The organism is Campylobacter sp. US25a (assembly GCF_004379075.1).
Lineage (GTDB): Bacteria > Campylobacterota > Campylobacteria > Campylobacterales > Campylobacteraceae > Campylobacter_D > Campylobacter_D jejuni.
The window spans coordinates 210420-226972 of sequence record NZ_RYYM01000001.1 but is presented as its reverse complement, the minus strand read 5'-3'; the positions used below and the strand labels follow the sequence as shown (position 1 = coordinate 226972).

The 16553-nt window shown below is 30.1% G+C and carries 12 protein-coding genes and 1 pseudogene; 2 read left to right on the top strand and 11 right to left on the bottom strand.

Features of this window, described 5'->3' with window-relative positions; translation table 11 throughout:
* Position 1 precedes the first annotated feature (1 nt).
* The 10 genes from ELQ12_RS01160 to yajC are packed head-to-tail and all read right to left on the bottom strand — an operon-like array spanning position 2 to position 12454.
* Positions 2–2938 carry a DEAD/DEAH box helicase gene (locus tag ELQ12_RS01160; protein ID WP_134264515.1) on the bottom strand — a complete coding sequence of 979 codons (2937 nt, stop codon included), beginning with the start codon at positions 2936–2938 and terminating at the stop codon, positions 2–4.
* On the bottom strand, positions 2938–3333 hold the full coding sequence (locus ELQ12_RS01155; RefSeq protein ID WP_002868630.1) for a polymer-forming cytoskeletal protein: 396 nt from the start codon (positions 3331–3333) through the stop codon (positions 2938–2940). The genes ELQ12_RS01160 and ELQ12_RS01155 overlap by 1 nt, the downstream gene beginning before the upstream one ends.
* Complete coding sequence (locus tag ELQ12_RS01150; RefSeq protein WP_134264514.1) at positions 3270–4172, bottom strand: M23 family metallopeptidase; 903 nt, start codon at positions 4170–4172, stop codon at positions 3270–3272. Before ELQ12_RS01150 ends, ELQ12_RS01155 begins: the two co-directional genes overlap by 64 nt.
* On the bottom strand, positions 4159–5319 hold the full coding sequence (locus tag ELQ12_RS01145) for a folylpolyglutamate synthase/dihydrofolate synthase family protein (RefSeq protein ID WP_070286176.1): 1161 nt from the start codon (positions 5317–5319) through the stop codon (positions 4159–4161). Before ELQ12_RS01145 ends, ELQ12_RS01150 begins: the two co-directional genes overlap by 14 nt.
* Entirely contained in the window at positions 5309–6706 is a 1398-nt protein-coding gene (locus ELQ12_RS01140) for a hypothetical protein (protein ID WP_134264513.1), read from the bottom strand. Before ELQ12_RS01140 ends, ELQ12_RS01145 begins: the two co-directional genes overlap by 11 nt.
* Positions 6690–7202: an LPS assembly lipoprotein LptE gene (gene lptE / locus ELQ12_RS01135; RefSeq protein ID WP_002860199.1), complete on the bottom strand. Its 513-nt coding sequence runs from the start codon at positions 7200–7202 to the stop codon at positions 6690–6692. The genes ELQ12_RS01140 and lptE overlap by 17 nt, the downstream gene beginning before the upstream one ends.
* The gene (leuS, locus tag ELQ12_RS01130) at positions 7199–9628 is read right to left on the bottom strand and encodes a leucine--tRNA ligase (RefSeq protein ID WP_134264512.1); all 2430 of its coding nucleotides are present in this window, start codon (positions 9626–9628) and stop codon (positions 7199–7201) included. The genes lptE and leuS overlap by 4 nt, the downstream gene beginning before the upstream one ends.
* Before the next feature lie 9 nt (positions 9629–9637).
* A complete protein-coding gene (gene secF, locus ELQ12_RS01125; protein WP_002858025.1) occupies positions 9638–10609 on the bottom strand; it encodes a protein translocase subunit SecF in 972 nt (323 codons plus the stop codon).
* A complete protein-coding gene (gene secD, locus ELQ12_RS01120; protein ID WP_002855740.1) occupies positions 10609–12189 on the bottom strand; it encodes a protein translocase subunit SecD in 1581 nt (526 codons plus the stop codon). Before secD ends, secF begins: the two co-directional genes overlap by 1 nt.
* A complete protein-coding gene (yajC, locus tag ELQ12_RS01115) occupies positions 12182–12454 on the bottom strand; it encodes a preprotein translocase subunit YajC (protein ID WP_002786346.1) in 273 nt (90 codons plus the stop codon). The genes secD and yajC overlap by 8 nt, the downstream gene beginning before the upstream one ends.
* Between yajC and ELQ12_RS01110 the strand changes: the two are divergent.
* A pseudogene (locus ELQ12_RS01110) lies at positions 12427–13753 on the top strand (apolipoprotein N-acyltransferase). The gene yajC and the pseudogene ELQ12_RS01110 sit on opposite strands and share 28 nt — an antisense overlap.
* Positions 13754–13989: 236 nt before the next feature.
* Here the strand turns inward: ELQ12_RS01110 and metK are convergent.
* Positions 13990–15186, bottom strand: a complete 1197-nt coding sequence (metK, locus tag ELQ12_RS01105; RefSeq protein WP_002861817.1) for a methionine adenosyltransferase — start codon at positions 15184–15186, stop codon at positions 13990–13992.
* Between the two features lie 139 nt (positions 15187–15325).
* On the opposite strand from metK, the gene sstT reads away from it, so the two are divergent.
* Positions 15326–16549, top strand: a complete 1224-nt coding sequence (gene sstT, locus ELQ12_RS01100) for a serine/threonine transporter SstT (protein WP_044780199.1) — start codon at positions 15326–15328, stop codon at positions 16547–16549.
* Positions 16550–16553 lie beyond the last annotated feature (4 nt).

Below are 16553 nucleotides of genomic sequence, written 5' to 3'. Positions count from 1 at the left end.
TTTAAGCCTTTCTTAAATGCGTTAAAATTGCCTCTAAAATATCATCATCGTCTTTGCTTTTTGCTTTGATGAGTTCTTTTTCATCATTTAAAGCAGTAAATTGAATATTTTGCTCATAATTGCTAATACTTTTAAATTTATTTAAAGCTAAAATTTTAATAATAATCAAAGATAAAAATTGCTTAGTATAAATGTCAAGTTTTCCAAAGCGATCTTCAATTTCACCTTCAATCTCATAAACCTCATGAACTTGCTCGCACTTGCTAAGTCTTCTATAAAGTTCTAATCTTAGGCGATCTTCACTGATAAGCTCGCTATTTAAAAAGGCATTAACATTGAGTTTTAAATCAAGTTTATTTTCTTTTTGATCCACTTCATTTTTACTTAAAGCATTAAGTTCATCTTCTAACATTTTAAGATATAAACTATATCCAATTTGCTCGATATGTCCACTTTGATCCACACCTAATAAATTTCCACCGCCACGAATTTCAAGATCATGATAAGCCAAAACAGAACCTGCGCCCAAAAAAGAATTGCTTTCTAAGGAAACAAGACGCTTTAAAGCATCTTTTGTGATAGTATTTTTATCTTCGATTAAAAAATAACAATAACCTTGCTTATCACTTCTTCCCGCACGCCCACGCAATTGATGTAGATCAGCTATACCAAAACGATCGCTTTTTTCTACTATAATAGTATTTGCATTAGGTAAATCAATCCCACTTTCTACGATAGAGGTACTTAAAAGCAAATCATATTCTTTGTTTTCAAATTTTAACATTTCTTCTTCTTGCACCTTGGCATCGATTTTAGAATGTAAAATCAAAATACGCAAAGTAGAAAAAAGTTCTAATAAATGTTTTTTACACTGCTCTATACTTGCAATATGATTATGAATATAAAAAATTTGCCCACCACGTCTTAACTCTCTTGCTATAACTTCTTTTAAAAGCGCGTCATCATTTTCTTTAACAAAGGTTCTTACATCCATCCTATCTTCTGGTGGAGTTTGCAAAACACTATAAGATTTTATAGAGCTTAAAGCTTGATTTAAGCTTCTTGGTATAGGAGTTGCTGACATAGATAAAATATGTGAATTTTGAGTGATTTCCTTAAGCTTTTCTTTTTGCTTCACTCCAAATTTATGCTCTTCATCAATAATAACAAGAGCTAAATTTTCACATTCTACACTTAAAAGCGCATGAGTTCCTACAACTACACAAGCTTTATTTTCTTTTAAATTTTGTAAAACTTGTTTTTTTTCTGCACTACTTGTAAAGCGATCAAGTTTAAAAACCTTTATACCAAAAGGATCAAAACGCTTTTTTAAGGTTTTATAATGCTGATGAGAAAGCAAAGTTGTAGGCGCAAATAAAAATGCGCAAAATCCACTTTTAACCACTGGATAAATAGCATTCATGGCAACTTCAGTTTTTCCAAAACCCACATCACCGCTTAAAAGCCTATCCATGACTTTTCCACTTTGAAAATCTTGCAAAATTTCATGACAAGCTTTCTCTTGATCGCTTGTATAAATAAAACCCGCACTAGCTATAAAATCAGCTTGTCTATTTAAATCCACTGTGATTTTTTTTGCTTGCACCAAAGATCTTTTAGCTGCCATAATAACAATTTCAGAAGCTATGGCTAAAAGTTTAGTTTTTAATTTTTCTTTAAGTTTAATAAAGCTTGTTTTACCTAGTTTGTCTAAACTTGGAATAGATCCACTCACGCCCAAATATTTATCAATTAAATAAAGATTTTCCACTGGCAATAAAAGCTTATCAGAATTTTGATACTCTATAGCAACAAACTCTTTTTTTGCTCCGCTTATCACTATCATCTCAAGACCTAAAAATTTACCTACCCCATAATCTTCGTGTACTATATAATCCCCATTTTTAAGCTCATCTATAATCAAACTAGCTTTTTTTCTTGTTTTTTGTTTTTCTTTTTGATTTAAAGAAATGATTAGCTCTTCAGGACTAATAAGATTAAGCCTTAAATCACTTTTTACAAAATGGATATTTTGAGTATCTTCAAGCTCCAAAGCTTTAAACAAAGCTTCATTTTTAGCTAAAAGTGTGATTTTTTTATTTTTATGAAATTCAAAAAAATCTTTATTGTAAGAACTTTGCAATTCTTTAAATTTTTTAGCTTGAGGTAAAATTTTTGCATTCACAAAACTTATATCTTTTTCATATTCATTAATATCAAACTTTTCACAAGCTAAAAAATCAAGTTCTAAATAATCAAAAAAATCATCAATACACCAAAACCCTAAAGAATTGATATCATGTATTAAAGTATCGCTTTGAAAATCTTCTAATTTGTCCTTAAAAATTTCATAATTTTCTTTGTCAAAATATTTTAAAAAAGGACAAATTTCAAAATGTTCTAGTTCATTAGGAATAGACTTTTGACTTTGCAAATCAAAATATCTTATGCTTTCAATCTCTTCGCCAAAAAGTAAAATTCTAATAGGATTTTCTTCATTGATACAAAAAATATCAATAATATCCGCACGAATTGAAATTTCACCTTTATCCTGAACTATATCTACAAATTCGTATCCCAATCTTGAAATTTCATCTTCAAAACATTTCAAATCAAAATTTTGTTTTTTATCGATATAATAATTTTGCAAATGTTTTTTTGAAGGAAGTTTTTTTAAAACAGTATTTAAAGGAGAAATAAGGATTTTTTTTTCTTCTTCTTTATGATAAGCATTTAAAATCTTGCAAAGATCAAAAAGTTCTTTGGAAAAAGCCCTTAAATCATCTCCAAACTGCGCTCTAAAATCAGGTAAAACAAAGGTTTTTAAACCCTTAAATCGTGAAACTTGAGCGAGCAAATCTGCTTGTTTTTCATCTTTACAAAGCAAAAGTTCACAAATTTTTGGATTTTGTAAGTATTCATAAAATGAAGCTTGCATTATTCTTCGTTGTTATTTTCAATAAGTTTGATAGTATCTTCTTTAATTTTACTAGTTCCATTAAAGCGACCGCCATTTTCTATAGAAATTTTTTGCGTTGAAATATCGCCATTAACAACTCCGCCCGCTAAAATTTCTAAACTATTAGCCTCAAGCTGCCCTTCAAAATACCCATTTACTACAATTTTATCTGCTTGTAATTCACCTTTTAAATTTCCATTTTTTCCGATAACTACAATACTTTCAGAATGAATAATACCACTTAACTCTCCATCAACATGAAGCATAGAAGCAAAATAAAATTTACCCTCAATTCTCGCACCTGAAGAAATTACTGTTGTTTCTGAGCTAGAGCTGGATGTTGGGCTGATACCGCCTTTATTAAAGATTGCCATGGAACTCTCCTTTCTTGATTAAAAAAATCATTCATATTTTTTCTTTGCAAATTTAAAAAGTACAAAGGTTCTAAAGTTTTATTAATAAACCTTACCTCATAGTGCAAATGCGGTCCCGTAGAAAGACCTGTATTGCCACTATAACCTATCAACTGCCCTTTATTAACAAATTGACCTGCTTTGACTACTTCTTTGCGCATCATATGAGCAAATACTGTTTTAAAACCAAAATTATGCAATAAAATTACATTATAGCCATAGCCATTATCACTATAACCTGAAAATTCCACCACTCCACTTGCTGGTGCATAAATAGGAGTACCAATTTCTGCTCTTAAATCAATGCCAGGATGAAATTCCCTTCTTTTTAAAAGCGGATGCTCTCTCCAGCCAAAATTTCCCGTAATACCCTTATTTTCAATAGGCCATCCATTAGGAATTTGTCCCAAAATTCCAAGTTGCTGCTCATTGGTAAGCTGAAGATTATCAAGTCTTGCACTAATTGTAAGATTATTTTCTGCTTCTAAGCCCAAAGCCTCTTCAAAAGAAGCTATTTTATCTTCTATAGCTGCATACTGCTGAGTTTTTTCTTCTATGCTTTTTTGCATTTGCGAATTAGATAATTCCAATTCTTTACTTTTTTTCAAAAGCTCCTCACGCTTTTCACTGATATCACTAAGTTTGCTATCGAGATATTTGATATAAAAACCACTAAAAAATAAAAATAAAACAATAAAAGCAATAGTATAAAAAACTATTTTTTTGATTATTTGATTTAAATAAAAATGTCTTGAACCGTTAATATCTGTAATGGTAATAGTGAATTTATTTTTTACCACACCACTCCTTTAAAAAATTTTCTACCAGCATAAAAGAGCCAAAAACTAGATTTTTTTTATTTTCTTCTAATTTTACAAATTCTTTACATTGTATGCCTAGCTTTGATGCAATACTATAAATTTCATCATCAGCCAGCTTTCGTTCTGAACTTTTATATTTATATATTTGTATTGTATCAATAATAGGCTTTAATGCATTTAAAATTTGAAAAATATCCTTATCCAAATAAGCATTATAAATAAGATTTATTTTTTCTCCTTGAAATTTATCAAGCATAGCCTTAGCAGCCATGGGATTATGACCCACATCAACAAAAAAATTTGGAGAAATTTCTTGGCATCTTCCTTGCAAATTTAACTCTTGTAACTTTTTTAAAGCTTCTAAGGTTTTTTCTTGCGAAGTTAAAATTTCACAAGCCTTTAATGCAAGCTTTAAATTATGCTTTAAAAAACAAGGTAAAACAAACTTTTTACAATAAATCTCAAATTTTTCTTTCAAAAAAGGATTTAAGGAAGAAACTTGCAAATTAGCTTTTTTTAAAAAAGCAATTTTTTTTGCTAAATTTAAAACATTTTGCTCTTGCTCATCACTTATAAGTGCTATAGGCGCCATAACTTTAAGCTTGGTTCTTGCAATATCTTCTAAAGAATTGCCCAAAATTTGAATATGGTCAAATCCAATTCTTGTAAAAATATTCATTCTTCTTTCAAAAACAGAAGTAGCATCATATTCTCCACCCACTCCTGCTTCTAAAACAATAAAATCGCATTTTTGAAATAAAATCATAGCTAAAAAAGTAGCATATTCGAAATAACTTAATTTTTGCAAGTCTTGTTTAAAAATTTCTTCAAGTCTTATATGAGCTTGTTCTAATTCTTCATCATTCGCAATCTTACCACCAAGATAAAATCTTTCATTAAAACTGAAAATGTGCGGGCTAGTATAATGCCCTATTTTATAATTTAAATTTTCTAAAAGTTGGGTTAAATATCTACCCGTGCTACCTTTACCATTTGTGCCTATAAGTTGGATTATAGGAATATTTTTAAAACATTTCTTATATTTTTCATACATTCTAAACATCAAAAAACGGTCAATTTTATCGTAATTTATACTTTTTTGGGCTAAAAAATTCTCAACTTTCATTATATTGCTCATTAACCGCTGTAATTTGCTTTATTAACTCATCTAAAATATTAATACTTGGCTTACTTTGCTTATCAAGATAAGCCACTTGAATTTTAGGAGTTATAATATCTTGCTTATAAATAAATCTAAAATTTTCTATAGTTTTAAGATTTGTATTTACAAGCCGTGTAATCTCATCTTTACTTTTTCCTGGCGAAACAATCAAATAACTCTTTTCATCTATCATCCATAGTTCATCAAATTCGCTACAAGAATCTTTTAAAATTTTTTTAAATCGAACAAAAATTTCATTCAAACTTCCCATACCATATTTTTCCATAATGAAACGGTAATTTACTATAGAAAATAAAGCTAAAGAGTAATTAACTTTATACTTATTAAAATTTTCATCCATTTTATCAAGCTCTTTAAGAACACTCCAAGCCTCTCTCTCCTCCAAACTTTGCGTGAATTCAATTTGATTATTTAAAGATGTAATTTTTTCTCCAAGTTGTTTAAATTTTAGTTTTAAATCCTCAAAACTAAGTTTTACTTCCCCATTTTCATCTGGTTTTAAGGTATTGATAAAATCCATGTTTTGTTCATTTGATTTATTAAGCAAAATAAGCAATTCATAGATTTTTTTTAGATTATCATTAAAAAAATTTAAATTTTTTTGGACATACATATTATCAACCATTATGCGATGATTGATAAATTCCATTAGTTCGTTTTTAAAATTTTCTTCGCCTATTACAAAAGGCTTTTGTGTTAAATTTTGTATAAAACCTTGAATTTTTAAATCTTCCACCAATGAAGGATTTAAACCCAAGCATAATAATTCACTAAAGTGCTCATAACTACGCTCTTCAAGTTTAACTAAGAGTTTTTTAATCACGCTATCATAATCATCATATTTGCTAATGCCATATTTACGAGCTTGTTCTTCTAAATTATTTTCATCATAATTTCTTTCAAGCTCTTTCCATTTTTTGGTAAGCAAGTAAATACTTTCACTATCCATAGTTTTAGAAATTCTAATCGAAGTCACCTTAGCCAAATCTCTTATCTTTTTATCCTTACTTATTTGCAAAGTTTTAGATATGGTATATAAAAAATCAAAAAATTCACTAAATTGTTTTCCGCTTTGTCTATTTAAAACAGAAATTAAAAAACTAATTAGTTCTTCTAAACTTCTTATAGTTTTAGAATTTAATTCTTGTTGATAAATCGGTAAAAGCAAGGTTTTGTATTTGTCAAGTTTAGCTTTATTTGAGCTTGTGATACCATATTTTAAAGATAATTCTTCAAAAATTTCCGTATAATTTTCAGGAGTTGGTTTTAGTTTTCTTTCTTTTAATGCAATTAAAGTTTGCTTTGCCATTTCATTAGTATTTGGAATCACGTTTTTGCCCTTTAATAGCAATTACGGAAATAAACTCATCAAATGCCTCGCTTGAAGCTGCTCGAATAGCCTCATACCTTGCAGAATCACTAATAATACTATTTGGAGAAATTTCAAAATTATAACTTCCACTTGTACTAAAAGCCTGACTTGAACCATCTTTAAAGACAACATTAAAATCTAAATTTAATTTAGCTTTATAACTAATGACATAGCCATTTTTATCATAAGCTAAAGGAATAAATTCTAAATTATTCATTTTAACATTAATTACATCATCTGCCTCGTGTTTTAAAGCAAGTTTACGCCCTAATTTTGAAATTACCATTTCTTTTAAAGTATCGGCAACATAGATGCTATTTTTTGGGTCTTGTTGACTTAATTCAACATTAACATAAACTTTCTCATCGAAAATATTATTAGCAATCTTTGATGTAGGAACATATCCACAAGCACCTAAAAATAAACCTATGCAAAAAATTAAAATCTTTTTCATTTAATCACTAGATTAACTAGCTTTCCTTCCACATAAATTTCTTTAACTATATTTTTACCTTCAAGCCATTTAGCAGTATTTTCTTTTGCAAAAGTTAAAATTTCTTCTTTACTCGCACTACTTGAAATTTCAAATTCAGCCCTTTTTTTACCATTAATACTTACAGCCAAATTTAAAGTATCTTTTACAAAAACCTCTTCTTTAAGTTCTAATTTTTTGAAATTTTTACATTTAAAAAGCTCCTCGCTAAGCTCAAAACAAACATGAGGAATAATAGGCTCTAAAATATTTAAAATAATATAAAAAGCCTCTTGCTCCAAAGCTTCATTTTTACAAAGCGCTAAAGCATTTAAAGCTTCCATGCAAGCTGCAATTAAAGTATTAAAAGCAAAACTTTGATGATAAACTTCAAAAGATTTTTTCAAAGCTTCATACACTTTTAATCTTGCATATTTTTCTTCTTTGTTTAAATTTTCTTGTTTTAATTCTACAAGCTCACCTTTTTTAACATTTTGCGCCCTATCATAGAGTTTACAAATAAATCTATAAGCCCCTTCAACCGCATCATCATTCCATTCAAGCTCTTTAGCCGGAGGTGCGGCAAAAAGTATAAAAAGTCTTGCGGTATCAGCACCGTATTTTTCTATAATCTCATCAGGATCTACAACATTGCCTTTTGATTTTGACATTTTAGCACCATCTTTTAACACCATACCCTGAGTTAAAAGTCTATCAAAAGGTTCATTTTGTATTAAATAACCCAAGTCTCTTAAAGCTTTTTGGAAAAATCTCGCATAAAGTAAATGCAAGATTGCATGTTCAATACCACCTATATATTGATCCACACTCATCCAATACTTCACACTTTTTTCATCTAAAGCTTTTTCCTGCCAAGTTTTCTCATCACTTGCAAAACGTGTAAAATACCAAGAACTTTCAAAAAAAGTATCTAAAGTATCGCTTTCTTTTTGAGCCTCTTTGCCACATTTGGGACAAATACAATTTTTCCAAGTTGGATGTTTATCAAGTGGATTGCCCTCTCCTGTAATTTGCACATCTTCAGGCAGAGTAATAGGTAAATTTTCTAGTTTTTGAGGTACTATACCACAGCTTTGACATTTAATCATAGGAATAGGCGCACCCCAATATCTTTGACGCGAAACACCCCAATCACGAATTTTAAAATTTACAACCCTTTTTCCTATATTTTTAGCTTCAAACTGAGAAATAATTTTTAATCTTGCCTCATTACAATCAAGATTATCAAATTCTTGACTATGGATTAATTTTCCTGATTTTTGCGTATAAGGTAAATTTTCTTGAGTTTGAATAACTTGTTTGATGGCAAGATTATATTTTGTTGCAAATTCAAAATCTCTTTCATCATGAGCTGGAACAGCCATAACCGCTCCACTACCATAATCAGCCAAGACAAAATTAGCCACCCATAAAGGAATTTTTTCTCCGCTTAAAGGATGAATGGCATAAATTCCTAAAAAATAACCTTCTTTTTCAGAACTTTGTCTTTCTCTTGGGCTTTGATTTTGAATAGTTTTGATTTTATTTAATACATCTTGATTTAATAAATTTTGCGAAAGCAAATTTTGAACAATCTTATGTTCTGGAGCTAAAGCGATATACGAAACTCCATAAATTGTATCTGCTCTTGTAGTAAAAACTTCTAAAGAACTTTCTTTGGTTTTTTGCTTGCTTTCTTCGTCTAAATTTAAAGAAAATTCCAAACCTTCGCTTTTACCAATCCAATTTTCTTGCATAGTTAAAACTTGATTAGGCCATTTATCTTTTAATTCTTCTAAATCTTTTAAAAGTTCCTCAGCATAAGCAGTGATTTTTACATAATAACCTGGCATTTTTTTCTGCACCACTTCATGACCACAACGCCAACATTTTCCGTCTTCAACTTGCTCATTAGCCAAAACCGTTTGATCTTGCTCACACCAATTCACATTTGCTTCTTTAGTGTAAATCAAACCTTTTTCAAACATCTTAATAAAAAATTCTTGCTCAAATTTTGTATAAAGTGGATCTGAAGTAGCAAGCATTCTTTTTTTAGAAAAAGAAAAACCTAAAGAAAAAAGTTCTTTTTTCATATAAGCTATATTTTCATAAGTCCATGACTTAGGATGAATTTTATGTTTAATAGCTGCGTTTTCAGCAGGCATACCAAAGCTATCAAAACCTATAGGATGTAAAACATTAAATCCTATCTTGCGATAATATCTTGCTAAAGCATCACCTATAGTATAATTTCTTACATGCCCCATGTGAATGCGTCCGCTAGGATAAGGAAACATCGATAAAATATATTTTTTAGGCAAATTTAAATCATCTTTTGGCTCAAAATATTCATTTTCATCCCAAATTTTTTGCCATTTTTTTTCTATTAAACTTGCTTCATAAGCCATAAATTCTCCTTACACTGTTCCTTTTTCATACATTGCACGATTGCGTTCTTTATCTTGTTTTCTTTTTGCTTTTTCAATTTCTTTATTTCTAAACTCAAGCACACTAAATTTAAACCATAATAATGTCGGACTTGCAACAAAAATAGAGCTTAAAGTTCCCGCTATAATACCTACAATTAAAGCCAAAGAAAATCCTTGTATCATTTCCCCGCCAAAGAAATAAAGTATCACAACGGTTGCTAAAGTTAACCCTGAAGTTAAAACCGTTCTTGATAAAGTTGCTGAAACACTTTCATTGATAATAGGTGCAAGTTCGGTTTTTTTACTTGTTTTAATGCCTTCTCTGATTCTATCAAAAATAATAATTGTATCATTCAAAGAGTACCCAAGCACAGTTAAAACAGCAGCCAAGGTATCTAGATTGACATCAATTTTAAATAAAGAAATTGCCCCTAAAGTAATCACAACATCATGAATTTCACTGATTATAGCCGCGAGAGCAAAACGCCACTCAAAACGCAACGCTATATAAATTAAAATTGCTATCAAAGATACAGCTATAGCCATAAGTCCTTTATTTCTAAGTTCATCACCTACTTTTGGACCTACCACATCAGCACGACGCACTTCAAATTTTCCCGTATCCTTTAAAAGAGTGCTTATATGCTCACCTATATCATTGCTTACATTATCATTACTTCCTAAAAAGCGTATGGTTACTTCTTCATTGCTTCCAAATTCAGTTACAGATAAATTTTGAAAAGTTCCTTGATTTTCTAAAATTTCTCGAATTTGTGTTATAGGAGCCGCATTTTCATATTTAAGCTGAACTAAAGTTCCTCCGCTAAAATCAATACCATATTGCAAACCCCTATCCCAAAGCAAATAAATAGAACCAAAAAACAAAATAAAAGAAAGAGAAATAGCAGCAAAACGCATTCTCATAAAATCATAAATTTTCTTTTCGCTAAAAAACTGCATTATCTTCTCCTATAGCCAAACCAAAATCTTGTATTATTACTTTTTTCTATGCGTTGCATAAAATAATCAAACATTCCATGAGTTCCTAAAATAGCTGTAATCATAGAAACAACGATACCAATTCCCAAAGTCACAGCAAAACCTTTAACTGCTCCTGTTCCATAGGCATAAAGTGCTACCGAAGTAACTAAAGAAGTGATATTTGAATCTATAATCGCACTCATAGCATTTTTATAACCTTGCTCTATACTAGCTCTTATATTTACTCCATCTCGCAAGAGTTCTCGTATGCGTTCATTGATAATCACATTTGCATCTACTGCCATACCCACAGTTAAAACAAGTCCTGCCATCCCTGGTAAAGTTAAAGTTGCTCCAAACATAGCCATAACAGCCACTACTACCAAAACATTAACTAACATTGCAATATTTGCAAAAATTCCTGCCACACCGTAATACATCATCATAAATATTACAATAAAAACCGATGCACCAATTAAGGCTATCATACTCATTTTAATACTATCAGCACCTAAAGATGGTCCTATACTTCTTTGTTCAAGTAATTTTACAGGCGCAAGCAAAGCTCCACTTCTTAAAGCTACCGCCACATCACGCGCTTCTTCTTGGGTAAAAGCTCCACTGATTTGCCCACTACCTCCACCTATGCGTTCATTGATAGATGGGGCAGAATACACTTTATTATCAAGTACAATAGCAAGACGCTTTCCAACATTTGCTCCTGTATAATCAGCAAATTTTTTAGAACCCTCGGCATTTAAAGTAAAATTAATCACAGGATAATTACTCTTATCACTAATCCCTACTCTAGCATCAGTAAGCATAGATCCATCTAAAATAGGTATGCTTTTTAAGGTATATTTTAAATTTGGATTTCTAGAATCAGGCACTAAAATCAGTCCATAACTCGCAGCCTCAGCGTCGCTCATTGTGGAAGCTTGACCCATTTTAGAATCATCAACTTCCATAAGTTGTAAATGTGCTGCTTTTGTGATGCGTTCTTTTGCTCTTAGTTCATCTTCTTTGGTTTTAATCCCTGCAAGTTCAACCAAAATCTTATCATCACCTTGTTTAGCAACTGTTGGCTCTGCTAAACCAAATTGATCAAGCCTATTTCTTATGGTTTCAACTGCTTGCAAAAGTGCAAAATTTTCTATATTTTTTACTTCTTCTGAGGTAAAAGAAATTTTATAGTGCATATTTTCACTTTGTATATTAATTCCTTTTATTTCTTTAAGCAAATTTTCAACTTTTGCAATATCCGCATTATCAAGCAAAGTAAATTCTAAAATATCATCATGGGTATTTAAGCCATCATTTAAAATATTTTCTTTATTAAAAGAATAACTCAATGAAGATGCAATTGATTTTATCTTAGATTTTACAGCTTCTTCATTATCTACACCTAAGAGCATATAAAGCCCACCTTGCAAATCAAGCCCTAAATTAATCTTCGCACCACGTTCTGACTGCAAAAAAGAAGGGAGTGAAAAAGCTACTCCAAAAATAAATACCGCTATAAAAATAATCAAGCGATAATTGATTTTAGAATTACGCATCAATTTTCTTTGCTATAAATTCTCTTGAAATTTTTGCAGTAACATTGTCTTCATTAAGCTTAACTTTGATAAAATCCTCCTCTGGTTTTACGACTTCACAAATAAGTCCGCCATTAGTGATGATTTTATCTCCCTTTTGCAAAGACTCAAGCATTTGTTTATGTGCTTTTGCTTGTTTTTGTTGCGGTCTGATCACCAAGAAATAAAAAATTGCAAATAACACTACAAGAGGTAACAATGAAGTTAAAATTGAATTTTCTGCCATATTTTTCCTTTATTCCAAAAAAATTAAACACTAATTCTATCATTTTTAAAATAATAAAAGTCTTTTTTATTGCAATTTTACTTTCAAATTCTATTTATCTATCATTTTTTGAAAATATTTTTACACAAACCATTAGCCCGTTTTTAGCTATTTGGGGGTTAGTTTTACTCCTAAAAAGTAAAACTTCTAAACAATATTTTTGGATAGGTTTTTTTGTAGGGATTCTTTGGTTTTGGTGGATTGCTTTATCTTCAATTTATTTTAATCTAAACTATTTAGTACCAATTATACCAATTATCATTGGTTTTATTTATGGACTACTTTTTAGATTATGTTATTTATTAAAATTTGATTTTTTAAGACTTTGTGGAATTTTTTGCATAAGTTTTATCCATCCTTTAGGATTTGATTGGCTTAATTGGGGAATTTTTACAGTTTATGGTTTTTTTGACCCAAGTTATCGTGGCATTATTTGCATATTTTTAATAGCATATTTCATCTATGAGGGTTATATATCAAGATATTATAAAATAGCAATTATTCTTGTTTTATTCTTTAGTGGATTTCAATATAATGAAAAACAAGCTCAAACTCTTAATTTAAACTACAAACTCATCAATACTAATATCTCTCAAGATCAAAAATTTTTACAAGAAAATTTAAAATCAAATTCTGATATCCTAATTCAAGATATATTTCAAGCTATAAATGAAAAAAAAGAACTTGTAATCTTGCCTGAAACCGCTTTTGCTTTTGATTTAAAAAATACCAAATATGAACTTATGCTTAAAGAATTATCTTATAAAATTACCATTATTACGGGAGCATTTTATACTGAAAAAGAGCATACTTACAATAGCACGTATATCTTTAAAAAAGGCAATGTCTATATTTTAAATAAGCATTTTTTAGTTCCCTTTGGTGAAGAAATTCCATTTTTTAAAGACTTAATAAAAAAATATTTTCTTAAAAATATTGAAGAATTTTCCCAAGGTCCTATACAAAGCAAATATAAATTAGACAATCAAATTATTACAAATGCAATTTGTTATGAAGCTACCAAAGAACAAAACTATCAAAATTCACAAATTATTATAGCTCTAAGCAACAATGCTTGGTTTAATAATAGCAGCGAATACAAACTCCAACAACTCTTAATGAAATTTTATGCAAGTAAATATGGGGTTAGTGTTTATCATGCTACAAATGGTAAAGAGAATATAGTTATACTCCCTAAAAAGCTTTTAAGTAAAGATTGGAAAAAATTTATCCAAAGAAATATTTAATGATAAAAAATAATATTAAAATTTTAATTTTAAAGTAATTTAAGTTATTTTATATTATAATTCTGTCAAATAATATTTTGACTTAGAGGGGTTTTTGCCCCAAAGCTAAATTAATTTAGCTTCCTTCCTAACTTTTATATTTATGGGGGATATTGAAAAATATCCCTCTAAGTCAAAAATTAATACAACTTCATTAATTCTTTATAATTATACAAGCCTTATTTAAGCTTGTATAATATTGTTAATTTTTTAAAGCAGCTTTTTAAACTGTTCTAGAGCATCAAGTTGTTCCCAAGGATAGTCCTTTTGTCCTACTTGCCCACGAGCCGCTACGTCCGCATAAAGAAAAGTTTCTTTACTTGGTTTATCCAGATGAAATTTATCACGGATCCAATTTGGCGTTAAAGAGAAGTTTTGCATAACAAAATCACTTAAAACATCATCATTTACACTGGTATTTGTGCCCATACAATCCACACTTACCGAAGTAGGTTTTGCAACACCTATAGCATAACTAAGTTGAACAATACATTTTTTAGCAAGCCCTGCTGCAACTATATTTTTAGCTAGCCATCTACCTGCATAAAGTCCACTTCTATCAACTTTAGTATAATCTTTGCTTGATTGTGCGCCACCACCTATTGGAGAATAACCTCCAAAACTATCTACTATAAGTTTTCTTCCTGTTAAACCACTATCATGTAAAGAAGAATGATTAATATATTTACCAGTTGGATTGATTAAAATTCTAGTCTTATTAGGATCAAAAAGTTCTTTTGGTAAATTACTATCTAAGATAAGTTTCATCACCAAAGATCTTAAATCTTCTATTTTCATACTTTCAACACAAGGCGCAGAAACTACTATAGTATGAATACTTTGCGGTTTGCAATTTTCAAAATTCGCCTTAGTGCCATAATCAATAGTTACTTGAGTTTTAATATCCACGCCAAGTTCGTGTGGATTTGCTTTTGCATAAGCGTAGACTTTATCACATAGCATTCTTGCATAGCTAATGGCTGCTGGCATGTATTCTTCAGCCTCACAACTTGCAAAACCAAACATAATGCCTTGATCACCTGCTCCTGTTTCGCCATCTTCTTGATCAACACCTTGATTGATATCAGGGCTTTGTTCATTTAAAAACACCATAACATCAACTTCATCAGGATGCAAACACTGCTCTTTGTTAAAATGCCCTGCCCCATCATAACCAATGTTTTTTAAAACATCTTTAACTAAATTATCGTAATCAGCTTTACTAAGTTTGTGATTTGACTTAACTTCGCCTCCTATCACAACCTTATTTCCTGCGACAAAAACCTCACTCGCCACCCTTGAATTTTTGTCATTTTTCAAGAGTATATCCACTATCGTATCAGCGATTATATCAGCGCACTTGTCTGGATGACCTGCACTTACGACTTCTGAAGTGAATAGATACATAAAAAGTCCTTTCATTTAAAATGAACCACAATTGTATCCAAATAAACTTATCAAAGCTTGATAAATTAAAAATTCTCTAAAATTAAGCAAAAATTAGCTAAAATCAACTTCTGATATAAAAAATATTTAAAAGGTTTTTATGTTTTCTAAAATCATTCAAAGCTACGCTAAAGGCAACCTCATAGTTCAAATTTGCATAGGTATAGTACTAGGAATACTTATAGGCATTAGTTCTAAAGAAATATCTGAAATTGCAAATTTACTCGGAATACTTTTTACAAGTGCCTTAAAAGCTATCGCTCCTATGCTTGTTTTTGTTTTGATTTTAACTTCAATTTGCACTAAAGATTTTTCTCAAAGTGGTGCTAAGATCAAAAATATTATCATTTTATATATAGTAGGCACCTTTCTTGCTTCAGCTTGTGCGGTTCTTGCTAATTTTTTCTTTCCTGTAAAGCTTGTTTTAGATGGAATTCAAACCGCTACAAACTCATCTCCAACCCACATGAGTGAGATTTTTAAAGATCTTTTATTTAAAATTGTCGATAATCCTATAAATGCTCTTTCAAGTGGGAATTATTTAGGAATTTTAACCTGGGCAATAGCTGGAGGCATAGCATTAAAACACTGCTCTAACGAAGTAAAACAAGTTTTTATAGATATCAATGAAGGGGTTTTGAAAATTGTTAAATTTGTAGTAAAACTTGCTCCTTTTGGAATTTTTGGACTTGTGGCTAATTCTGTAGCACAAACAGGAGCACAAGGCTTACTAAGCTATATAAAACTTTTATTTTTACTTGTAGCTACTATGCTTTTTGTTACTTTTGTTATCAATGCCTTAATAGTTTTTTTTTATACAAGAAAAAATCCTTTTCCTTTGATTTTTATCTGCTTAAGACACAGTGCATTTTTTGCTTTTTTCACAAGAAGTTCAGCGGCAAATATCCCTGTTAATATGGCACTTTGCGCCAAACTTGGCATAGATAAAGAATTTTATGGCATTTCTATACCTTTAGGAGCTACTATCAACATGGCAGGAGCGGCAGTTACTATAGCTATTTTAAGTCTTACTACAGCCAATACCGTTGGTATAGAAATCAGTCTTTTGCAAGCCCTTTTATTAAGCATTATTGCCACCTTTGCAGCTTGCGGGGCTAGCGGAGTTGCGGGTGGATCCTTACTGCTTATACCTTTGGCTTGTTCTTTATTTAATATAGACTATGATATTGCTATGAAGGTAGTTGCCATAGGTTTTATTATAGGGGTTATTCAAGATAGTGTTGAAACTGCTTTAAATAGTTCTACAGATGTTCTTTTTACAGCAATTTGTTCTAAAAATGAATTAAATTACAATATCAAATAAGGTA

Excerpts from the sequence above, each read along its gene's own strand:
- ELQ12_RS01155 (WP_002868630.1), bottom strand. The coding sequence starts at position 3,333 with ATGGCAATCTTTAATAAAGGCGGTATCAGCCCAACATCCAGCTCTAGC.
- yajC (WP_002786346.1), bottom strand. The coding sequence starts at position 12,454 with ATGGCAGAAAATTCAATTTTAACTTCATTGTTACCTCTTGTAGTGTTA.
- ELQ12_RS01145 (WP_070286176.1), bottom strand. The coding sequence starts at position 5,319 with ATGAAAGTTGAGAATTTTTTAGCCCAAAAAAGTATAAATTACGATAAA.
- secD (WP_002855740.1), bottom strand. The coding sequence starts at position 12,189 with ATGCGTAATTCTAAAATCAATTATCGCTTGATTATTTTTATAGCGGTA.
- leuS (WP_134264512.1), bottom strand. The coding sequence starts at position 9,628 with ATGGCTTATGAAGCAAGTTTAATAGAAAAAAAATGGCAAAAAATTTGG.
- secF (WP_002858025.1), bottom strand. The coding sequence starts at position 10,609 with ATGCAGTTTTTTAGCGAAAAGAAAATTTATGATTTTATGAGAATGCGT.
- ELQ12_RS01160 (WP_134264515.1), bottom strand. The coding sequence starts at position 2,938 with ATGCAAGCTTCATTTTATGAATACTTACAAAATCCAAAAATTTGTGAA.
- sstT (WP_044780199.1), top strand. The coding sequence starts at position 15,326 with ATGTTTTCTAAAATCATTCAAAGCTACGCTAAAGGCAACCTCATAGTT.
- lptE (WP_002860199.1), bottom strand. The coding sequence starts at position 7,202 with ATGAAAAAGATTTTAATTTTTTGCATAGGTTTATTTTTAGGTGCTTGT.
- metK (WP_002861817.1), bottom strand. The coding sequence starts at position 15,186 with ATGTATCTATTCACTTCAGAAGTCGTAAGTGCAGGTCATCCAGACAAG.